The sequence below is a fragment of the Sphingomonas sp. LC-1 genome (genome assembly GCF_025371035.1).
Lineage (GTDB): Bacteria > Pseudomonadota > Alphaproteobacteria > Sphingomonadales > Sphingomonadaceae > Sphingomonas > Sphingomonas sanguinis_E.
In genome coordinates, this window is record NZ_JANZXB010000005.1 from 15685 (window position 1) to 38003 (window position 22319).

The following is a 22319-nucleotide window of genomic DNA, read 5'->3' on the forward strand; positions in this document are numbered from 1 at the left end:
GCGGCTATGCGCCCTCTCGAAGGCATTACCGTCGTCAGCCTGGAGCATGCGATCGCCGCACCGTTCGCCACCCGTCAGCTCGCCGATCTGGGTGCCCGCGTCATCAAGGTCGAACGCCCCGAAAGCGGCGACTTCGCGCGCGCCTATGACGAACGGGTCGGTGGCCTCTCCTCGCATTTCGTGTGGTGCAACCGGTCTAAGGAAAGCCTGGCGCTAGACTTGAAGTCGTCGCAGGGCATGGCCGTCCTGTCGCGGCTGATCGAAAAGGCGGATGTGCTGGTCCAGAACCTTGCCCCCGGCGCGTCGCAGCGCATGGGATTGGATTTCGCGACGCTGCACGACGCGCATCCGCGACTGATCGTGTGCGACATCTCCGGCTATGGCCAGGATGGACCACATCGCGATCGCAAGGCCTATGACCTGCTGATCCAGAGCGAGTCGGGCTTCCTGTCGGTGACCGGCACGCCCGACGAGCCGGCGAAGGCAGGCTGTTCGATCGCCGACATCGCCGCGGGCATGTACGCCTATACTAATATCCTGGCCGCGCTGATCGAGCGTGGCCGCACCGGCAAGGGCCGCCATATCGACGTGTCGATGCTGGAGGCGATGGCCGAGTGGATGAGCTTCCCGATGTATTACGCCTATGACGGCGCGCCCCAGGCGCCACGTGTCGGCGCATCGCATGCGACAATCTATCCCTACGGCCCCTTCCGCACGGCGGACGGGGAGGTGATGCTGGGCATCCAGAACGAGCGCGAATGGGCGGCCTTCTGCGCCATCGTGCTGGAGCAGCCCGACCTTGCCGCCGATCCCCGCTTTTCGTCGACATCGCGCCGGTCGGAAAACCGGGACGCGCTGGCCACGATCATTACGGGGGCCTTTGGCCAGCTGGCCCGTGCCGAGGTTCTCGATCGGCTCGACGCCGCGAAGATCGCCAATGCCAGCGTCAACGACATGGCCGGGCTTTGGGCGCATCCGCAGCTGGTGGCGCGCGGGCGCTGGGTCGATGTGACGTCGCCGATCGGGCCGATCCCCGCCTTGCTGCCGCCCGGCCGCCCCGACGCGCGCATGGACGCGATCCCCGCCCTGGGCGAGCATACCGATGCGATCCTGGCCGAACTCGGGCTTGCGCCGGGCATGGTGTCGCATGCCGCATGACGCAGGCCGGCGGATCGACGATGCCCGGTCCTTCCTGTTCGTCCCCGCCAATCGCCCGGAACGGATCGCCAAGGCACTGGCGACGCAGGCTGATATCGTCATCGTCGATCTGGAAGATGCGGTGCCGCCCAACGAGAAGGTCGCCGCGTGCGCCGCGCTGACGGCGCAGCTCGATCCCGACCGCCCCGTCCTGCTCCGGGTGAACGATGCCGGGACCGAGTGGTTCGGAGAGGATCTACGCATTGCGGCGCTTCCGGGCGTTCTAGGGATCATGCTTCCCAAGGCCGAGCCGGGGGACGGGCTGGAGCGTGCCTGTGCGGTCGCGCCGGTCGTCGCGCTGATCGAAAGCGCGCGCGGCGTCGCCGATGTCCGGACGATAGCGGCCTCTCAGGGCGTTCGCCGGCTGGCTTTCGGGACGATCGATCTGGCGCTCGACCTGAACATTACCGACGAGACATTGCTCGCACCCCTTGGCCTGCAACTCGTGCTAGCATCGCGGGTTGGCGGTATTGCCTCCCCCATTGACGGCGTTACCACCGACTTTCGCGACCCGGGCGTCGTGGCGCGGGCGATGATGGCATCGGCGAAAGCGGGTTTCGGCGCTAAGCTGTGCATCCACCCGGCGCAGGTTACGGCCGTCCATGCCGCGCTGCGCCCGACCGAGGGGGCGGTGGCATGGGCGCACAGGGTCATCGCTGCGGCCGAGCAGGCGAATGGCACAGCCATCGCCGTGGATGGCCGCATGATCGACAAGCCGGTGATCGCGCAGGCGCAGCGCATCCTCGCCAACGCCGGTTGACGCGGAGCGATCAATGACCCGCCGACTACCCGGGCATATCGAGCGGCGACATCGTCGTCATGGACAATCTTGGTAGTCACAAGGGCAAGGCCGCCTGCCCGCTCATCCGCTCCGTCTGCGCCAGTCTCCTGTTCCTGGCGCCCTACTCGCCCGACCTCAACCCCATCGAGCAGGTCTTCGCAAAGCCCAAGACGCTGCTTCGCAAGGCGAATACCCGATCGGTCAAAACCACATGGAAGCAGATCGGTTCACTCCTCGACGCCTTCCCTCCTCACGAATGCGGCAACTACCTCCAAAACAGCGGGTACGGTTCAGGCTGAATGGATCAGACTCTAGATGTGGGCGAGGTCGCCGCAGCGGACGATGCCTCGCCGGGTGAGATCCCGCCGCAGGAAGGCGATCGGTTGCGCGCGTAGCGACAATTGCAGCGTGCGATCATCTTCCACCACTTCGCGGCCCTCGGTCAGCGGCCGCGATGATACATCGGGGTCAAGTTCGTCGGGACCGAACGACGCTTGTTGCGCATCGGTGGCGGCGAACAGGGGCAGGGCGGGCTCGTCCAAGCCCTAGCGTGTGCCGCCGGAACGCCACAACCATTGCCTCCTCGGCCTTGGACAGGGTTGTCGAATGAGGGGCCTTCGGCCCGGTCTTCAGATCCTTTACCGTCGCCCGTTTGCCCCACTTCGCCACGGTCTTGGAGTTGATCCCCAGCTCTCGGCTCAGCGTCGCGAGCGAAGCTTGGCGTGCTGTATTGCTGCTCGGAAGAGGTGCGTGATCGTGGCGCACCCATGACGAACCTATCCCATACGGCATTCTACCATTGAACGAGCGAATCGCTCCGTTAAACCGTGTGCTCAAACATCTGGTAGGAATGGTCGCCTGACGGCCGCGGCAGGGCAAAATCCCGGCGACCATGCGTCGCCGTTCCGCCGCCTCGAGGATGCGTTGCGGCTTGTCGTCGAACGAGTTTAGGCACGCTATTCATGACGGTTGTGAAACCTGCCATCATCGCCACTATGCGGGGAGAAGCGTGGAAGGAAAATGGCCGTGAGTACGGATCGATCGGTCGGAGGCAGGGGCGTGGTCAACGGATACGCCGAAGAGGCGCCGGTCCACCGGCTGAACCTCAACCTACTTTTTCCCCTCGATGCGATCCTGCATGCGCCGACGCTGACCGAAGCGGGCCGGCGGGTCAGGCTGAGTCAGTCGGCGATGAGCCACGCGCTGCGCCGCTTGCGCGAGCATTTCGGCGACGATCTCGTGACCCATGCGGGCGGCGACCAGCAATTGACTCCGCTGGGGCTGGCCTTGCGCAGCGAAGTGCGTCGGGTGTTGCGCGATGTGGACGCAACATTCAATTTCGCTCTGTCCTTCGATCCGCAGAACGGCGTAGGGACAATTACCGTCGCCACATCGGACGTCATCGAGCAGATGCTGCTAGGCCCCGTCGTCCAGCGTCTCATGAACGTCGCACCGGGCCTGACGGTTACGGTCATCCCGCTCGATGTCGCTAACCCACATCGTGCGTTGGACCAAGGTGCCGAGCTGTTGTTGCTGCCCGAGGACGTGGCATTGCCCGAATTCGAGACCTTGCCGATCTTGGCCGACCATGTGGGATGTTTGATCTGGACCGGCCATTCCGAACTTGCCGATCAGTTTTCGATCGATGAGGCACAGTATCGTGCGGCATGCCATGTCGTCACGCGGGACGAGCGAATGCCGGTCCCGGTCATGGACCGTAGTATGACCGAGTTGTTACAAGCGCGCCGTATCGCCATGCGGACGAGCTCGCAGGCGACCTTGCCCGCTATCGTTATTGGCAGCGATTTGATCGCGACCGGCAGTACCTGGCTGTTCCAGCATTTCGCGTCGACGATGCCCGTCAGGGCCGTTACGGCACCTTTTCTGCGTGGAAAGGTCATGATCGTCGCTCAATGGGCCGCTCACCGGCGACGCGATCCGATGCTGTCCTGGTTCGTCGAACAAATCGAGGCCTATGTCGCGCTATTCCCTGCGCGACATTAGGATGCTGCCGGCATCGATAGCGTTCATGCCGGCCATGAACATTTCGAATTTGCCTGTAACCTGATTGAAGCATAGCCTCTCTCGTGACGGAAAACTCCCGCTGACGCCTTGGCGTCAAGACTGGGAATGCCGTCAAGCAGGAGGACGGCCGCGATCGTAACCGATTGGGAAGCGATCGCTTTCTTCGCCGTAAGGCGAGTCCGTTTTTGTCTCAGGGTTTTCGGTCTGATCGGGTGTGCGGCGATGCCAGCGCACGAGATGACGCGCGCCCTTGGAGGGGGGATGATGATGGTTGTTACGACTGTACATGCACGCGCTCTGTTGGGGGCGGCTAGCCTTGGTGTCCTGGCCGCGGCCGGCGTCGCCATGCCGGCGACCGCGTCTGCCCAGACTGCGAAGACGTCCCTAAACCTGCCGGCCATGCCTATGGCCGAGGCACTTCAGGCGATCGCGGCTCGAACGGGCGAGATGATCAATTATGACCCCGATGCGGTAAAAGACCTGACGTCGCGGCCCGTCCGCAGCGCCGGCAACGCGCGCCGCGCGGTCCAGGCGGCGATCAACGGCACCAACCTGGCCATCGTCCCGGGCGCCAATGGCGGCTTGGTCGTCGTCAACGACATCGTCGTGACCGCTCAGCGCGACGAGGCGGAGACCAGCGTGCTGGTCCGCCAGTCGACCACATCCGACCGGAATGGCCTGGGTCTGCGCAATCAGCCGCGCAACACGCAGGTCATCACCGCCAAGACGATCGAGGAACAACAAGCGCTCACCGTGACCGACATCCTGCGCAATGCCGGCGGTGTTTCAGCACAGTTGAACAACCCCAATAGCGGGGCCACCTACACGATCCGCGGCTTTTACGCGAGCGGCCTGGTCAACGGGCTGGCGACCGCCGCGCAATATGGTGTCAACGCCGGTGCCGACCAGCCGGTCGCCAGTATTGAGCGGGTCGAAGTGCTGAAGGGACCTGATGCGCTGATTTCCGGGTTCGACAATCTCGGCGGCAACGTCAATGTGGTCACGAAGAAGCCGAGTGCCGAGCAACGGCTGGCCGTCGGTTTCGACACGGGCTCGTTCGGGCTCGCGCGCGGTGTGATCGATGCCAACAACGCGATCACTGCCGACAAGAAGCTGTCGGGGCGTGTCATCGCCAGCGCGCAGACGATGGACCATAATTATGGCGGCTATACCGGTGACAAGAACTGGCTGTTCGCGCCGTCGCTGCGGTACAAGGATCGCTTGACCGATATCGTGATCGGCGCCAGCATCAACAACGCCACCAGTGGCATTGGTGCCTTTACGATATTCGACAACAAAACGCGGCAGATCATCGACCGCGATCCCTCGGTGCCGATCTACTCGCCCGACCAGGGAATCAGGATCACCACCAGTCGATTCTATTTCGATGCGACACAGCAAATCCTGCCGGGCATTGAGATCGTCGCCCGTGGGATGCACGACCAGACCCAGCTGACGGTGCGTGCAGGTTCTTTCGCCTATACGCGTGCCGGCGCGCTAAGCGTGTATTTCGGGGGGTCGCAGCAAGATGGCGCGTCGAACGCCTTCGACAGCTTCATCCGTATCAAGACCCATATCGGCGATGCGCTGAAAGCGCGCTTCAACGTCGGCTACAATTACAGCGATGGGACGGCCGAGCAGAGGTACGCGACGCAGGGTTCGACCGTCCCGAATCCGCCGCTGGTCGGGAATAAGAATGCACCGCTTCGTTGGTCGTCCATGGGGCCGGTTCAGGTCCTTACCCAAGGTAAGCAGGAAGGCATATACGGCCAAGCCCTGATCGAATTTTGGAAGCTCAAAATATTGGGCGGTGTCCGGAAGAATTGGTTCGAGACGAAGGGGCAGACATTTTTTGCGGGTCCTTCGCCGGTATCCGTACAGCGCAAACACGGAGTGTCACCGAGCGCCGGCATCATCCTCGATGCCACAAAAGACCTGTCGATCTTCGCGAATTACGGGCGTGGCGAACAGGCCATCTTCAGTGTAGCCAAGGATGGCAGCATCCTGCCGAACATTATCACGACCAACAAGGAAGCGGGGATCAAGCTCGATCTCTTCCACAAGCACGCAACGATCAATGCTTCCTATTTCGACATTCAGCAGGACAATATCGTTGTTCGCGATCCCTCGGACCCGACAAATCTTTTTCCGGGGCCGGGCCAGCGTGGACGCGGCATCGACCTGAACATTGCCGGGCAGCTGCTACCGGGATGGACGGTGCTGGCCTCGTTGACGCGTACCAAATATGCGCTGTTGACGACGAACAATTTCCAGACCGTCGTCGCGAACCAGCCGCGTGATACGTACAGCGTCTATTCGACCTATCGCGCGAAAATTTCCGATGACGTCAGTGGCGGCGTATCGGGGGGGCTGTACGGACGCTCCAGTTCCTTCGCCAATGTTCTGGGACAATATGTCGTGCCGCCGTCGCGGCAGATCGATACGAATGCGTTCGTGAGCGTGCAGGGCTTCGACATTAATATTGGTATTCGCAACATTCTTGATCGGCGCAATTATGGGTCGACCTCTGTCTTCTCATACGTGCCTGTCGGAGAGCCGCGCAGCGTGCGTCTCAGCATTTCCAAGCGCCTATACTGATTGGGTTACGCCGACCAATGATGCCACCCCCTGCCAATGTCGAGGAGACCCGCCGCGAAGCGGGTCTCCAGCCTGCCCAACCCGCCCGCGAACGCTGGGCCCATGCCTGGCGGATCAGTAAGCGCTATTTCGTGTCCGACGACTGGAAATGGGCATGGTTCCTGGTCGCGTGCTATTGCGTGATCGAAATCGGCACGACCTATGCATTTTTCTGGTCCAACCAATGGCAGCGCCAATTCTACGATGCGATCGAGCAGCGGCAGGCGGCCAAGTTCATCTCGCTGGTCGTGATGTTCCTGATGATCGCGGCCCTGGCGGTGGCAACCGACTTTGCGCATAGCATCGTCAACTGGGCGCTGTCGATGCGGTGGCGCTCATGGCTGAACGAGTGGTATCTCGGCCGCTGGTTCGCACGCGACCGTTTTTACGAGATCGAACGGCTCCGCATGATCGACAACCCCGATCAGCGTATCGCCGAGGACATACGGTCCTTCACTTCGATCGGCCTGCATTATGGCACGTCGCCGTTCGCCATCGGAATCGCGGTGATTTTCAGCACCGTGCGGGCGGTCGTATTTGCCACGATCCTCCTGCAGACATCTACTCCCATTGCCATTCCACTGTTCGGCTATCGGATTCCATTGCCCGGCGGCGACCTGATCTGGTTCTCGATCGCATATGTCATTTTCGGCACGGTTTTCGTCGCCTGGATTGGCAAGCCGTTCATCCGCCGCAAGATGCGCGAGCAACATTATGAGGCCGATTACCGCGGTGCTTTGTTGCACGTCCGGCGTAACGGCGAGCAGATCGCCTTTGCGGGTGCACAGGCGACCGAACGCGACGGCTTGCGGATCGTCTTCGCCAATATCCGGCGCAACTGGTATCAACTGATGTTCGCCTCTGCCGGGTTGAGCGCAGGGCAGAATATCTATCAGCGCGTCATGACGGTCGTTCCACTGTTCCTGACTGTACCAAGATATTTTGCCGGGGCGATCACCTTTGGGCAGGTCCAAGCCGCACGAGATGCCTTCACGGTTTTTTCGTCGAATCTATCCTATATCGTGACCGCCTATCCTTCGATCGCGGGGCAGATTGCCAATATCAACCGCCTGAAGGCGTTGGACGATGCGATCGACTATGAGCGTCCGCGTGGCATCGCCTTCATTCCCGGCGGCACGCCCGAAGGTGTCGCGATCAGTGCGACCGGCCTGATGCTTCGTCGGCCCAATGGCGAGCCGCTAATGGAGGTGTCCGACTGGACGATCCGCGATGGCGAGCGCTGGGTGATCGAGGGGCCATCGGGTGCGGGCAAGACCACGCTGCTCCGCGCCATCGCCGGGCTCTGGCCGGATGGGGCAGGGCAGGTGGCGATGACGAAGCGGGGCACGGCTATGCTGGTGCCACAGCGGCTGTACCTGCCGCTTGGCACGCTCAAGAGCGCCATCTGCTTTCCCGATCGTGTCGAGGATCACGACGACGCAACCATTGCCATGTTGATGGAGCGGGTCCGTCTCGATGCCCATGTCGATGCCATGCACGAACTGCGCATGTGGCAGGACGAGCTGTCGCCCGGCGAGCAGCAGCGCGTGGCGCTGGCCCGCATCCTTCTCCAGCGCCCCAGCCTGCTGGTGCTGGACGAGGCGACTAGCGCGCTCGACGCCGACAATGCAGCGCATTTCTATCAATCCGTGCTGGATGCGATGCCGGAGGCGACCATCGTCAGCGTCGTCCATAATGAGAAGCTGACGCCCTATCACACGCATCGCCTGACCCTGCATCACGGCCATGCGCATCTTTCGCGGCTTGGAGACGCGATATGACCATGCTTTTGACGCATGGCGAGACGGCCCTGCGCGAGGCGGCGCAATGTGCGGTGGAACTGGCAGCCAATCGCGGCGCGCGGGCTCGCGTCTCGGTCCATCATGAGGGGATCGCCAGGGCCACGATGCGCGGCGGCGAGGTGGAGACCGCGGAGCGCAGCGGCAGCCAAGGCCTGGGGCTGACCGTCTTTCATGAGGGGCGGCGCGGATCGGCGTCGACCGCGGGGTTCGACCGGGCGGCGATCGAACGGGTAGTGGAGGAGGCGATGCTGATTGCCCGCCATGTCCAGCCCGATCCCGATGCGGACATGCCCCCTGCCGATGAACTGGCCTTTTCGGGCCCCGCGCCGCTGGTCTATGCTGACAGCGCGCGCAGCCCCGAAGCGATGCTCGAGGCGGCCAGCGCGCTGGATCGGACCTCCGCCGGGATTGCGGCTTCGGACAGCCGCCTGCGCGCCGGCGAATCCGTCGCGTTGGCGACCGAAGGGCTCTGGGCGTTGGCGACCAGCGACGGGTTCTGCCGCAGCGTGATGCGCTCCAACGACACGCGCTGGACGGTCATGCTGGCGCAGGATGAGGGCGGTAGCACGTCGGATTTCTGCCAGTCGCAGGAACGGCGGGTGGATGCCCTGTTGTCCGACCAGCAACTGGCGACGATAGCTGCCGGTCGCGCCCGCAGCGCACTCGGTGCCCGTGCGATCGACAGTCGCCGCTGCGCGGTGCTGTTCGAGCCGCGCACGGCCGCGACCTTGGTCGGCGAACTCGCGGGCGCGCTGACCGGCGCGGCGCAGTATCGCCGGATGAGTTTCCTGCCCGATCCGATCGGGCGCCGCGTGGCCGCTCCCCACCTGAGCTTGCGCGAAGACCCGTTCGAGCCGCTGGGGCTCGCCAGCGGTGGCTTCGATAGCGAGGGGATTGCCGGATCGTCGCGCGCGATCCTGCAGGCGGGCGTGGCTGAAGGGCTGTTCCTGTCGAGCTTTACGGCCCGCAAACTGGGCATGGCGTCGACCGGCAACGCCGATGGCTATTATAATCTGCAACTGAGGAGCACCGCCGACAGCGGCGATTGGAAGGCGATGCTGCAAATGCTGGGCACCGGCCTGGTCGTCACCCAGTTTCAGGGCGGCAAGACCGATCCCGTCAGCGGCAACTGGACGCAGGCGGTGCGGGGCCTCTGGGTCGAGGGCGGGGAGATCGTCCATGCCGTCACCGATGTGACGCTGGCCGGGACCATGACGGCGATGCTGACTGGCATCCGTGCGGTCGGCCGGGATGTCGAGCGGATGGGCGCGTTCCGTACCGGCTCGATCCTGATCGACGACATGCAAGTGGGAGGCAAGGCATGAACGGCGGCGAAACGGCGATCGACCGCGCGTGCGCGCGACTGCTCGGCCCATCGGGACTGGACGAGGCCGCGATCGGCCGCGCGCTGGGCGAGTTGGCCGGGGGCGGCGCGGATCTGGCCGATCTGTATTTCGAGGCGACCAGCACGCGCAACTGGCAGCTGGAAAATGGGCGCGTCACCCAGGGCAGCTTCGTCACACGACAGGGTGTGGGCGCGCGTGCGGCGCATGGCGGCCGGGTCAGCTTCGCCCATTCCGCCGATGTCAGGGAAAATGCCCTGCTCGATACGGTGCGGGCGGTGCGCACTTTGGAACGGCGCGGCGACGCGGGACGGCATCCGCAGGGTATCGCGCTGAGCCGGCGGGCGAGCGGTCATGATCTTTATCCCGCGACCGATCCGGTCGCGGTCGAGGACGCGATCGCCTGGATCACGATCCTGACGCGGATCGATGAGTTGGCCCGCTCACACGATCCGCGCGTCGCGCAAGTCAACGCCAATGTCCGCTTGACCGATAGCACGATCCTGGTGGCCGAGGCCGATGGCCTGTTGGCGGGCGATGTGCGGCCGATGGCGATCCTGTCGGTGGTCGTGATCGCTGAGCAGAACGGTCGCCGTGCGCGAGGGCAGGCGGGGCTTGGGCGGCGGGGTGGTGTGACGGTGTTCGGCGATGCCGAAATCGGCACGATGGTCGCAACCGCCGTCCATATGGCGCTCAACAATCTCGATGCGATCGCCGCACCGGTCGGTGAGATGCCGGTCGTATTGGGGCCGGGCTATCCCGGCGTACTGTTCCATGAGGCGGTGGGCCATGGCCTGGAAGGCGATCACCACCGCAAGCATCTGTCCGCCTTTGACGGCAAGGTCGGCGAGCGGATCGCGGTCCCCGGCGTGACCGTCATCGACGATGGCGGGATCGCGGGGCGGTTGGGGTCGCTGGGCATCGACGACGAGGGCACCGCGCCCGATCGTACCGTGCTGGTCGAGGACGGGGTGCTGACCGGGCTGATGCAGGATCGGCTGAACGCCGGGCTTATGAACGCACGGTCGACCGGCAATGGCCGTCGCCAATCCTATGCGCACCTGCCGATGCCGCGCATGACCAACACCTTCCTCGCCAACGGGCGGGCGAACCCGGCGGACATCATCGCATCGATCGATCGCGGCATCTACGCCACCGAGTTTGACGGCGGCCAAGTCGATATCGTTACCGGCCGCTTCAACTTCACCACCATCGAGGCATGGCTGGTCGAAAAGGGGCGACTGGTCGCCCCGGTGCGCGGCGCGACGCTGATCGGTGTCGGGCATGAGGCGCTGCGCCACATCTCGATGATCGGCAACGATCTGGCGCTCGACACCGGCATGGCGACCTGCGGCAAGCAGGGCCAGTCGCTGCACGTCAGCGTCGGTCAACCCACGCTGCGCATCGACCGCATGATGGTCGGCGGACAGGCCGGCTGAACCCCATTTTTATAAGAGGACAAGTATCATGCGTAACGCGACCGAGCAGGATTTCGACGAGATCGTCATGAAGAACGACAAGCCGGTGCTGGTCGACTTCTGGGCCCCCTGGTGCGCACCGTGCAAGGCGCTGGCTCCCACGCTGGACGAGCTGGCGGAGGAGTATGCCGACGAGATGGAGATCGTGAAGGTCGATATCGAGGCCAACCCCAAGCTCGCCGAGCGTTTCCAGGTGCGCGGCGTCCCGCTGTTGATGATCGTCAAGGAAGGTGTCGAGACTGCGCGCACCTTCGGCACCGTCTCGCGCAGCCGCCTCGACGCCTTTGTCGATGCGCATGTCGGGGCGGAATGATGGCGGCTATCGCATTCCATGGTGACCCGGCAGTCAAGGCACAGGCGCTGGAGCGCCTGCGGCGACATATCCAGGCCGGCAGCTTCGTCTATTTCCCGGCGTGGGAAGACGGCAAGGCCAATGCCATCGGCGCAGTGGTCGAGGCGGACGATACGTCGGCTTATGCCGAACGACTGGGCTATCCGATCGCGCTGGTCGAGACGCTGCCGATACTCATCAACGGCTTCCGCCCGCTCGGCGAAGCGGCGGCTTTTGCCGATGCTTGGCTGGAGCGGACGCCCGTCGGCGCCGACTTGTCGACCGTCGTCTCCCATTTGATCCTGCAACTGCTGGACGAGCCCAGCCTGTCGGCGATAACTACCCGCCATCCGGCGATGGAGGAAGCCCGCCAAGCGATCCGGGCCCTTCACCGGCGCGTCATCGATGGCGACCAACCCGATCGAAAGGAGTGGAAGGCGGCTCGGCTCGCGGCGGTCGCCGCGACTGATGCCTTGGGCGAGGGTTCCATGGATGGGCGGGCCGGCGGGATTGTGGAATCGGCAGCCTGGCCGGGCACGATGCGTACGGTCCTGCGCGACACGCTGAGCGCCAGCGGCGCGCTGAAGCTGTACCTCTCGCTGGCCGAAATGGGCTGGACGCCCGAGGAAGAGAGCCGCGTCTTCCATATCCGCGAACAGGCGCAGAAGGACGGCTACAAGGCGGAGTATGAGGGGATCGAGCGGGTCTATGCAATCCTCGACGCCGATCATCCCGAACTGGCCAGTCGCTTTCGAATGCGTTGCGAACGGATGGAGCAATCGGCCGCGACCTATGTCGTGGCAGGCTGGAAGGCGATCGCGATCCTCGAGGCCGCACCGATCCTGACGGCCCAAGCCGTTGAGGCATAAGTTTCAGCGGGCGAAGGACAGTAAGGTCGTCGACATCAGCTCTGGCCCGGCGGGCTATACGGCGGGCGTCTATGCCGCCCGCGCCGGGCTGCCGCGTCAAGACTGGTTCAGTGCCGATGCGGCCCGGCGAAAGCCAGCGGTTCGGAAGCAGGACGCTGAGCGGCTTTTCTGCGCATTATCGGAGTTATGGCTGTTCGCGCAGTGAAGCGATCTCCTCGACCATTATGTCAGCCATGATCTATCACGAACATATCTCGCTGACTTCACCGCGGGAGCCGAGAGGCCCCGGCGCCTTTCGCTGCCTCCGCTGAGAATCCGCGCTACTCGGTGCGGGTCCTCGACGAACGCGTCGATGACCCGCACCGGGTTGTCAGCCGCCACATGGTCCTCGACCGATGCCTCGATCAGCAGCGCCCGGTCCAGGGCATTGCCTTTGATGCATGCCAAGGACGCGCGCTACGTCGCCCCGTACCGCCGTTTCCAGAAAGTCTGGATGGTCGATAGGGAAGCGGATTTGGCTCCCAAAACCCCGGGAGCCGGCGCTTTGGGAACGCGCCGTCACCCGATGGATCCGATGGGTGGTCTCAGCGTGGCGACCCGAACCGTTCGCGAAAGCCATCGAGCGGGATTGCAAAATCTTCCTGGTCGATGAACGCGGCGTCGCTCAGCCGGGGTTTCTCATCCTTCTTGTACGAGGCGGAATAGGTCGGCAGCTGCGTCGCCGTCGCCCCATAGTGGGTGGAGAAGGTGCGTACCGTTAGGGAAGGACGATCAGACGCCAGATCGAAGCGAAGCAGGCGCATCCACCCGTCTCCGATACCGACGCCCAGCATCGAGCCGGAAACCGTCTGTCCGCTCGCGGTGTCGAGGGTGCGGCGACGGTCCTGATAATCGGCGAGCAACTGGATGACCGGATGACCCGAGCGGTTACGGTCGATCCGGCGCGCCTGACCATTTTGGTGGCCGCTCAGCACAAGGAAGATCTGGTCGTGTGTCGCGATGAACTTGTCCCAGAGATCCTCCGCATTGTTGTGGTGACCTGGGTCGACGAGCTTGAAATCAATTGCCGGGATCGGCTTGCGTTCCGCGTTCGGGTTTAGGAAATCGTGGATTGTAATGATCGTCGGCAGTCCGGGATGGGCGCGGATCATGGATTCGGCCCATGCGATCGTCGCATCATCGGGTGCCATCTCCAGCCCCAGATGAAGGAAACGGTAGCCGCCCCCCTCGAAAAGCTGGGCGCTGTCGACCCCGCCATTGAACGAGCCGACATACCAGGGCTTGCCCGAGAAGAAGGATGCGCGTGCACCGAATACGGACGTCCAGTTCTTCAGGCCGCCATAATGAAGTTGACCGAATGGGAATGGATTGTTGCCCACATGCGCCAGATCGGGCGCAGGGGCGTAGCGGCTGTCGGACCAGTTGGCGTCGTAATCGTGATTGCCCGGCACCACCGAGAAGGGGAGCTTGCCGTCAAGAATACCGAAACCCTTGCGGGCGATCGGCATCTCGACGGTCAGCGTGCGGGGACTAGGAGCCAAATGACGCTCGACGATGGGATTGGGGATCGCACGCAACCCGCGCGCCGCGTGGTCGGCATCCATGCGTTCCGTGGCATGTTGCCAGATATCACCGACGGCGGTGGCAAACACGATGTCGCCGCCTTGCGATCGCGCATTCCGCGCAATGTACGCCATCTGCTGGTAGAACAACTCGCGCGCGTCGAACGGAAAGCCCGCCTCCGTCTGGTGCTCGAAGTCGGTGTAGTTCTGGGTGTCGGGGATGACGGCGATGCTGAAGCTGTCGTTTTTGGCGTGTTGGGCAAAGACAGGCATCGCGGTCGAAAGGGCGAAAGCTGCAAGGAGGGTGCGGAGACGCATTCGAGGTCCTTTACGGTGGAGCGATCGAAGCGAACCGGGCGCCACGTCTGGGCGGCGCCCGGTCGCGGTTCTCAAATTTTCAGGCTGGCGGTAATCGCATAGCTGCGCGGCGGGCCCACAAAGATCGCGTTCTGCGTCGTCGTGGCGAACGCACCATTGGCATAGAAGGTGTCGGTGAAGTTGCGCACCGAGCCGGTGACCGACCAGCGATCGTCGATGTTCAGCGTCAGGCGGGCATTGCCGAGGAAATAGCCGCCGATCGCATGATAATTGTCGATCTCAGTAAAATAGTTATCGACGAAGCGACCGTCGATCGCCGGAGTCAGCGACATGCCACCCTTGAGCGGAATGACATAGTCGATCGACCCGTTCAGTGTCATGGCCGGCGCATTGGGCAGGACATTGCCCTCGCGCTGCAATCGCTGAGCAGCGCTGCCGGTGTCGATACGAATGATGCGCGTATCGAGCAGGGCGGCGCCGAGACGAACCGTCATCGATTGTACCGGATGGGCGACGATCGACAGCTCGCCGCCGAAGCTGCGTGCCTGACCGAGGTTGGTCCGACCGCTGGTGAAGATGTTCGGCCCGACCTGCAACACGGCAATCGCCTGCAGGTCGCTATAGTCATAATAAAAGCCCGAAGCCTCGATCTGGACGGGGCCGCCGCGCGGCAGGAACTTGATTCCGCCTTCATAGGCCCAGATGGTTTCGGAGCGGAACGGCGCGGCCTTGCCCGCATAGAAGATCGTCGACCCGTCGAAACCCCCGGCCTTGAAGCCGCGATTGACGGAGGCGTAAACCTCAGCGTCGCGTGACAGTGAGTAGCTGGCGACGACGCGGCCGGTGACCTTGTTGTCGGAAAACCGGTTGTCGAAGGTGACCGGGAACGTCGGATAGATGCGCCGTGCGAGCGACGTGCCATAAGGATTGGCATCGACGGTCGTTCCGGAATAATGGCTTTGCTCATAGGTATAGCGAAGACCGGCGGTCAGCTTCAGCTTGTGCGTCAGATGCCAGGTGCCGTCGCCGAACACGGCCCAGCCCTTGCGATTCTGGAGATAGTCGGTGTCGAACACGGTGCGGAAGACATCCGACCCGTCGAGCTGACTGATCAGACGGATGCGATCGCGGAACCCGGCAGCGCCCACCGTCCATTCGATCGGACCGGACCCGGTGCTCTGCAGGCGCGCCTCGATCGATCCCTGATCGAGCCGGTCGCGATAGTCGATGTCATAGGTGCGGATCGGCGTCGCGTCATTCCAGCCAAAGTGCTGTGCAAGATGCTCGTATCCGCCGACGACGACCAGCCCGACGCCATCGGAGATCGCATGGGTCAGCGTCGCAGCACCGCCATAGCTGCGTTTGTCCAGCGGCGTCACCACGTTCGAGGCATAGGTATAGCGCGCGTCGGCCGGATAGGCGTTGTTCGCGACCGGTGCCCGCTCGCCCTGTTGCTGGAACCCGGTCTCACGAAAACCATGGACGTTGAGCGTCAGCTGTGTCGGCGTGTCTAGACCCAGCGTCAGTAGCGCCCGCCCGCCGCGATAGGTCGAGCGTCCGGCCTTGTCATCGCGCGGCGGATTGCCGTTGGCCGGAATACGCGGGTCCGGGCTGGTGCCGGCGAAACGGCCCGCGCCGAGGTTGGTGACATAGCCATCGGTATGATCGACCACGCCCGCTACGCGCAGTGCGATGGTAGGCGATAAAGGCACGTTGACCGCGGCTTCCGCACGCGCGCTGTTAAAACTGCCATATTCCAGCGTTGCGGTGCCGCTCGCCCGAGCATCCGGCTGATTTGCGATGACGTTGACCGCGCCGGCAGTGGTGTTGCGGCCATAGAGCGTGCCCTGTGGTCCCTTCAGGATTTCGACCCGCGCGATGTCGAACATCTGCCCGCCGATCAGCGCCGACGAACCCTGATACACACCGTCAAAATGTACTGCGACTGACGGGTTGCCCACCGGGCGGAAATCGTCGTTGCCGATACCACGCACGGTGAAGGTCTGCACCGTGCGCCCGCCCACTAACTGGTTGGCCGCGATGACGCCGGGGGTGAACTTGGTCAGCTCGACAAAGTCGGTGACGCCGGTCTCGCGCAACTGCTCACCGCCGAGGGCGATCACCGACACCGGTACTTCCAGCAATGTCTGGCGGCGCTTCTGCGCAGTCACAACGATGTCGCTGTCGCCCTCGCGGTTCGGAGCGTCTGCGGCGAGTACCGACGCGTTGGAAGCCGACGGAATTCGGGCATCGGACGCCTGCGCGGCGGCCGACTGCGCCAACCCGGGCTGTGCCGTGAACAGGAGAACGGATGCGGTTGTTAGCAGCCGAAGAACGTGTCGCGATTTCATGAATTTCCCCCTTGTACGAAGCCGTAATGATCTTGCTACCAACCGGTTTTCACAGCCGGGCAGCAGCAGGAGGCATAACGCTTGATCTAAGGGGCAATTAGTCGCGGCAGACTGCAAAATGATGACAGATCGAGTTCAGTTTCGTGACTCTCCGCCGTAAAGCCAATGCCGCTCTGTCATCGTTTTTTAATCTGACATAACGTACGATCTACTAGCGAACCTGTTCAATTGCGCGCTGTATGCAAACAGTTATGTCGTCGCTGCCGGGGAACCCGACGGTGTGCTGAAGCGCGATTCCTTTGATCCAGATCGCAAAGGCCGCGGCGGCCGTGCGCGTCAGTCGCAAATCGGCCGGCCAGCTGTCGTGCGAGGCGTGGAAGATGCCTGCTCCTTCGAAGAACCGCGCCTGACGAACGAGGCGGACAAGGCCGCGACGTTGCCGTGCCATCAGGCAGGTTTGGGCAACGATGCGCGCGTAACTGATATAGAAGCCGCGATAGGGAGATGCTTCGTCGGGTCCGCTGGCATCGAGCATATCTGCAAGGAAAGCGATCGTCTCCGCCGCATTCTTGCTTGGATTACGGGTCCAAGGGCGCAACGCTGGCGGCACATCGCTATTCAATGCCCATTCGATCGCGCGATCGGCAAAACTGTCCAGATCGCCAAAATGATAGGCGATTGCCGAGGGTGACGTCTTGGCCAGTTTTGCGATCCGCCTCAAGTTGAGCGCCGCCATGCCTTCTTCTCGTATCGCGGCTGCCGTCGCGCGCAGCAGCCGCTGGGCAGTGGGTGCGTCCGGTTCGATCAGTTCCGTTGGGTGGATGGCCATATTTGCCCAGGCCATGGCAGCCGATGCCGCCGGGCAGCTACCCATCATGCGGGTCACAAGCGCCGCCGTCGTCGACCGTAGCAGCAGTCGATACCCGACATCGTCATACAGGACGGCGGCATAGACCGACTCCATCGCGACGAAGGTCACGATCAGTTCGGCCGCAGCGTCCGGATCGGGGATATCGCTGAGTATTTCCTTCCAGAAGGCATGCTGCATCGATCGGCCTGCCGCAACAATCTCACCCGTCTCAGGCGGCCATTCGCCATGCTCCACCAGCGCGTCGCGCAGAACCGCTCCGGCCTGCGATCCGCTCCTCGAACGCTCCAACACATAGTCGGCCACCAGATCACCGAGCGTCCCCGCATCCGGTTGAAGCCCGGCGAGTGTCGTTTGGTATTTGCTATGCCATTCCCTGTCGCGCCGAACCGCTTCCCTGAGCACCGACACGAGCAGCGCGTCTCGCCCGGCAAAGGTCTGGAACACCGCGCCGGTTGAGCGATCCACCGACGCCGTCACCCTACGCAGCGTCAACGACCGCACGCCCCCCTCGGCGATATCGTGCAGGGCCCGATCGACGATCAGGGGGGCGGAACTGCTAGTCATATTCGGTCCATGCGATACGGATCAAGTCACTCTTGGACTTGCCCCGGTTAATTGGAGTGGCTTTTGCGCGGCTTGGCGCGGCTCGTTCGAACTGCGCTGGGCTGGTGTAGTCGAGCGCGGAATGGCGCCGGACCGGGTTCTAGAAGCTGCGGAAATAGCGGGCAATGCCCTGTCCGGCCTTGGCGCGGGTGTAGAACATGGTCCGCCAGACCAACGCGAGTCCCATGGTCTTGGAGAACGTCTCTATCATGACGTTGACCAAGCAGTTTCCGTTGCCCGACTTCGAGATGCGGATGCGGTGGTGGCGCCGTTCGGCCTGCTAGCCGAGGGAACAGCCTTGGTCGTCGCGGTCCGGACAACCGGACGACCTCGTTTTCCCGCCGGAGGTCGTTTAACTCTAGAGGCCATCTCCGCCTGTGGAGTTTGATCCGGCGTCTCGCTCAGACGATGCAAGGCCGCGGCCGATCCGGCGCTCCAACGAGGCCGCGAAGATCTTATCAAAATCGAACCCGCATCGACCCTATAATCGTCCGGGGGGCACCGGGATAATTTTCCAGGCGCTGCACCGCCGATTCGATGAAATAGCGATCGGTTAGGTTACGGCCGGTCACCGACAGTTCGATGCCGGAGTCCGGGATCAGGTAGCTGATCGTCGCATCATAGCTGGTGTAGCCATCGACGAAGAAGCTGTTGTTCAGATCACCGCTGCGCCGCCCGACACGGGTCAGCCCTCCCGCCACCGTCAGCCCTTCGACCGGATCGCCTAGGACGTAGCTGCTCCACAAGCGACCCGACCAGCGTGGAACGTTGGTGAGGCGATTGCCGATCGCGAATGTCTCGTCCTGGCTGATCGTCGCGTCCAGATGGCTGGCGTTGACGATCACCTGCCAGCGCCGCGTCACATGGCCTGCAATGTCCAACTCGGCGCCGCGGACATGCTGCTCGCCGGTCTGGATAGAGAAGCCCGCATTGGCGGGATCGGCGGTCGCGACATTGCGCTTGCGGATGTCGAATACGCTCGCGGTGGCCGTCAGGCGGCCATTCGCGGGATCGATCTTGACACCGGCCTCCCATTGCCGGCCCCGTTCGGGGTCGAGATAGCCGCCATTGGCACGCTGGCCGGTCTGCGGCTGAAAGCTTTGTCCGAAACCGCCGAAGAGCGAGACGGCGGCGGTTGGCTGAACCACGATGCCGGTACGGAACGTCGTCGCACCACTGTCGCGATCGACGCGCGCGGGGTTGAGCCGGTCGGTCTGGCGGTCGCGTACCTCGTCATGGCGCACGCTGCCCAGCAGCTTGAGCCAGTTCGTGACCGTCACCTGATCCTGAAGATAGGCCCCATACAGGGTCGAGCGACGCAGGAAGCTGGAATTCGGGGACATGCGCGGCACGGGAGCTGTATAGACGGGTGCAAGGATGTCGATCGCCGCGATGTTGGCGCGATCGGTGACGAAGTCGAGCGTGGCGCGACTGTAGTTGACGCCGGCCAGCACCTTATGTTCGATCGTACCGGTCGAGAAGCGCGCCAACGCCTCGCCGCGAACGTCGTCGGTTTTCAGACCTTCGGTCCGCACGGTCGCCCGCCGTGTCAGAGTACGGCCGTCCCGACCAAGCGCACGATTGTCGATCGCGTAGTCATCGTCGACGACCGCTTCGACGTGCCGCGCATTGAGCCGTAGGGTAAGCCAGTCGGCAGCGCCGTGCTCGACATCCAGCGAGGCTCGCGAGCGGTGCGCCCCTGTCCGCGACCAGGGTTCAGCCAGAAAGCGGTCCCTCGGCAGCGTGACGCGATTGTCCGCGCCGACGACAAGGCCACGTTCGAACGGCCCGCGCTGGCTTGCGTGATCCAGGTCGAGCCTCACGACGGTTGCAGCGCCCGGTGTCCAGCGGGCGGAGGCGGCGGCGAATTGGCGGGTGGAATCCACCGTCTCGGCCCCCCGAAATCCGTCGAGCCGCTGCACGGCACCGGTAACGCGTACGGCAACCGTGTCGGTGACGGCACCGCTGGCCGTGGCGGAAGCCCGCACAAAGCCGAAGCTGCCGCCCTGCATTTCGATTTCGGCAGTGGTTTGCTCGCTGGGCTGTCGGGTCGAGATATTGATGACGCCGCCAGGATCGCCTTGGCCGTACATCACTGACGCCGGGCCTTTCAGCACCTCAACGGACTGCACATTGGCCAGGTCGAGGAACACCTCCGACCGATCCGACACGCGGTTCAGCAGCACGCCGTCGATCGCGTAACGAGGTGTAGCAAACCCACGGATCTGGAAAATTTCGCCACGGTTACCGGCGGTGGTGGCTGGCTGAACACTCGATACGTTGCTTAGTACGTCGGTGAGGCGGATGCTGTTCTGGTCCTCTATCACACCTCGCGGCACGATCTGGATGGACTGCGGTATGTCCTTCACCAGCGTGGCGGTGCGCGTCGCCGCATCGGTCTCGTCGTCCGTGTAGGTCGACCGCTCGCCCATGACGACGATCTCCCGTCGGTTTTGCTCAAAATCGCTCGTCTCCGTTGGGATGAGCGAATGGGCGATCAGGTATGGCAAGCTCATGGCCGAAAGCGAGGAAATCATGAAGTAGCCTATTCATACGACGTCATGGTGCTAATGCGAGCTGGTAGCAAGAGGCGGATTTAGCTGCAACGGTTAATGTGGATCAAGGAGCTCCCTGGTTTGCCTTTGTCGGCTATCGAAAGAAGCGGTTTGCTCGAGACGCGGCGGAATGGGCTCGAAGCTCACGCCATCAGATCACGCACCGATGCAGTCAGCCGACGGTAGTCGCGACGCGAGAGGCGCTGCGCCGGGCCGCGCTCGAATTGATCCGATCGGTCCTGTCGACCCAGAAGGGCATTCGACCGGTCGGCATCACGATAACTATTACGTCTCGCTCTAAGGTGCCCCTGGCAAAGGCCAGCCGCGATCCGATCGCTTCGGCGACGTTGGCGCTTCATTATCTGCCGTTCGCTGGCCTCAAACGAGTGCCAGCGGCCCCTTCGCTTCGCTGGAGCAGGAGACGAGTCCTCGACCGGTATGAACGACGTCTTTGTTGGCAAGGCCACAATGCAAGCGGCCGCACGGGTCACAGGGCCCATCAGGCGATCGACGTCTGCCTTTCAAGACATTTGAGCGCCTGCGCGATAAAGGATTGCATACAACTAAATAGTGCACTATCTAGGTGTTCGAACTTAGCAAAAGGAAGTTTTATGAGTCATCTTTACGTCACCAGGGTCACCGCCGTCGGAGGCCGCAGCGGCACCATCAAGAGCGATGACGGTATCCTCGACCTGCCGCTCGCCATGCCGAAGGAGTTGGGCGGGAAGGGCGGGGCCACCAACCCTGAACAGCTCTTCGCCGCCGGCTATGCCGCCTGCTTCGAGAATGCGGTGATCCACGTCACACGCGGCCAGACCGACAAGGTGCGCGACAACGATATTGAGGTGGTTGGCGAAGTCGGACTCCTTCCGAACGGCGCTGGCGGCTTCAACCTGGCGGTCACGCTCGACGTCGAGATCGCGGGTCTCGATCAGGCAAAGGCCGAGGAAATCGTCCGCGCCGCCCATGCCGTTTGCCCCTATTCGAACGCGGTGAAGGGCAATGTTGACGTGAAAATCAACGTTAGCACGCGGTAAGGAACATGGCGGCGATGCAGAACGATGAGGCGAAGCGCACACAACGGCTGCTGCTGGAACGGCAGCTCTGCTTCCGCCTCTATCTCGCTTCCAACCTCGTGACGCGGCTGTATCGCTCGCATCTGGACGTGATGGGGCTGACCTATCCGCAATATTTGGTCATGCTGCTCCTATGGGAGAGCGAGCCCCAGTCCGTCAGCCAGCTCGGCGACCGGCTTCATCTGGACAGCGGCACGCTGACGCCGCTCCTCAAGCGCTTGGAAGGCGCAGGACTTGTCGTGCGGCGCCGCGACACTGTCGACGAGCGGCGGGTTCTCATCGCCCTCACGCAGGCCGGACGCGCCTTGCGGGCCCGGGCCGATGCGATGCTGGAGGCGATGGAGCAGGAAACCTGCTTCTCGCCTGAGGATCATGTGGCACTCGGGCCGCAGCTCGACCGCTACATCTCCGACCTGAGCAACCAATTGAGCGGACGCGGGCGACTTTCTCCTGCGGTCACGGGCGAGTGACGGCCCGATCCGAAAAGCGCTGTCATTCGAACCATCGGGTTCGCCATTAC

17 protein-coding genes and 2 pseudogenes are annotated in these 22319 nt (G+C 63.2%); 13 read left to right on the forward strand and 6 right to left on the reverse strand.

The window, feature by feature from the left end; translation table 11 throughout:
* Positions 1-6: 6 nt before the first annotated feature.
* The 3 genes and pseudogenes from NZL82_RS08750 to NZL82_RS08760 form a co-directional block, all read left to right on the forward strand.
* Positions 7-1158, forward strand: coding sequence for a CaiB/BaiF CoA-transferase family protein (locus NZL82_RS08750; RefSeq protein ID WP_261269380.1), 1152 nt, complete (start codon positions 7-9; stop codon positions 1156-1158).
* On the forward strand, positions 1148-1957 hold the full coding sequence (locus tag NZL82_RS08755; RefSeq protein WP_261269381.1) for a CoA ester lyase: 810 nt from the start codon (positions 1148-1150) through the stop codon (positions 1955-1957). The genes NZL82_RS08750 and NZL82_RS08755 overlap by 11 nt, the downstream gene beginning before the upstream one ends.
* A 29-nt stretch (positions 1958-1986) precedes the next feature.
* Positions 1987-2277: pseudogene (locus NZL82_RS08760) on the forward strand (transposase); the annotation flags it as partial.
* 12 nt (positions 2278-2289) lie between these two features.
* Here NZL82_RS08760 and NZL82_RS08765 read toward each other — a convergent pair.
* Positions 2290-2520 carry a hypothetical protein gene (locus NZL82_RS08765; RefSeq protein WP_261269382.1) on the reverse strand — a complete coding sequence of 77 codons (231 nt, stop codon included), beginning with the start codon at positions 2518-2520 and terminating at the stop codon, positions 2290-2292.
* 4 nt (positions 2521-2524) lie between these two features.
* Positions 2525-2733, reverse strand: a pseudogene (locus NZL82_RS08770) (IS481 family transposase); the annotation flags it as partial.
* 271 nt (positions 2734-3004) lie between these two features.
* Here NZL82_RS08770 and NZL82_RS08775 point away from each other — a divergent pair.
* The 8 genes from NZL82_RS08775 (at position 3005) to NZL82_RS08810 (ending at position 12668) form a co-directional block, all read left to right on the forward strand.
* Complete coding sequence (locus NZL82_RS08775; protein WP_261269383.1) at positions 3005-3982, forward strand: LysR family transcriptional regulator; 978 nt, start codon at positions 3005-3007, stop codon at positions 3980-3982.
* 258 nt (positions 3983-4240) lie between these two features.
* Complete coding sequence (locus tag NZL82_RS08780) at positions 4241-6601, forward strand: TonB-dependent siderophore receptor (RefSeq protein WP_261269384.1); 2361 nt, start codon at positions 4241-4243, stop codon at positions 6599-6601.
* A 17-nt stretch (positions 6602-6618) separates the two neighbouring features.
* Entirely contained in the window at positions 6619-8421 is a 1803-nt protein-coding gene (locus NZL82_RS08785; RefSeq protein ID WP_261269385.1) for an ABC transporter ATP-binding protein/permease, read from the forward strand.
* Positions 8418-9767: a TldD/PmbA family protein gene (locus tag NZL82_RS08790; RefSeq protein WP_261269386.1), complete on the forward strand. Its 1350-nt coding sequence runs from the start codon at positions 8418-8420 to the stop codon at positions 9765-9767. The genes NZL82_RS08785 and NZL82_RS08790 overlap by 4 nt, the downstream gene beginning before the upstream one ends.
* Positions 9764-11224: a metallopeptidase TldD-related protein gene (locus NZL82_RS08795; protein WP_261269387.1), complete on the forward strand. Its 1461-nt coding sequence runs from the start codon at positions 9764-9766 to the stop codon at positions 11222-11224. The genes NZL82_RS08790 and NZL82_RS08795 overlap by 4 nt, the downstream gene beginning before the upstream one ends.
* A 28-nt stretch (positions 11225-11252) precedes the next feature.
* Entirely contained in the window at positions 11253-11576 is a 324-nt protein-coding gene (gene trxA, locus NZL82_RS08800) for a thioredoxin (RefSeq protein WP_261269388.1), read from the forward strand.
* A complete protein-coding gene (locus tag NZL82_RS08805; RefSeq protein WP_261269389.1) occupies positions 11576-12463 on the forward strand; it encodes a hypothetical protein in 888 nt (295 codons plus the stop codon). Before trxA ends, NZL82_RS08805 begins: the two co-directional genes overlap by 1 nt.
* Positions 12453-12668, forward strand: a complete 216-nt coding sequence (locus NZL82_RS08810) for a hypothetical protein (RefSeq protein ID WP_261269390.1) — start codon at positions 12453-12455, stop codon at positions 12666-12668. Before NZL82_RS08805 ends, NZL82_RS08810 begins: the two co-directional genes overlap by 11 nt.
* A 379-nt stretch (positions 12669-13047) precedes the next feature.
* Here NZL82_RS08810 and NZL82_RS08815 read toward each other — a convergent pair whose 3' ends face one another.
* The 4 genes from NZL82_RS08815 to NZL82_RS08835 all read right to left on the reverse strand — a co-directional run bounded on the left by NZL82_RS08815 (position 13048) and on the right by NZL82_RS08835 (position 20684).
* On the reverse strand, positions 13048-14343 hold the full coding sequence (locus tag NZL82_RS08815; RefSeq protein WP_261269391.1) for a serine/threonine protein phosphatase: 1296 nt from the start codon (positions 14341-14343) through the stop codon (positions 13048-13050).
* A gap of 71 nt (positions 14344-14414) precedes the next feature.
* Positions 14415-16694 (reverse strand): TonB-dependent receptor, encoded by a 2280-nt coding sequence (locus tag NZL82_RS08820; RefSeq protein ID WP_261269392.1) that lies wholly within the window; start codon positions 16692-16694, stop codon positions 14415-14417.
* Positions 16695-16905: 211 nt separating this feature from the next.
* Entirely contained in the window at positions 16906-18042 is a 1137-nt protein-coding gene (locus NZL82_RS08825) for a TetR family transcriptional regulator (protein WP_261269393.1), read from the reverse strand.
* A 584-nt stretch (positions 18043-18626) separates the two neighbouring features.
* Positions 18627-20684 carry a TonB-dependent siderophore receptor gene (locus NZL82_RS08835; RefSeq protein WP_261269394.1) on the reverse strand — a complete coding sequence of 686 codons (2058 nt, stop codon included), beginning with the start codon at positions 20682-20684 and terminating at the stop codon, positions 18627-18629.
* A gap of 650 nt (positions 20685-21334) precedes the next feature.
* Between NZL82_RS08835 and NZL82_RS08840 the strand changes: the two genes are divergently transcribed.
* The gene (locus tag NZL82_RS08840; protein WP_261269395.1) at positions 21335-21760 is read left to right on the forward strand and encodes an organic hydroperoxide resistance protein; all 426 of its coding nucleotides are present in this window, start codon (positions 21335-21337) and stop codon (positions 21758-21760) included.
* A gap of 5 nt (positions 21761-21765) precedes the next feature.
* Positions 21766-22269, forward strand: a complete 504-nt coding sequence (locus tag NZL82_RS08845) for a MarR family transcriptional regulator (RefSeq protein ID WP_314732878.1) — start codon at positions 21766-21768, stop codon at positions 22267-22269.
* Positions 22270-22319 lie beyond the last annotated feature (50 nt).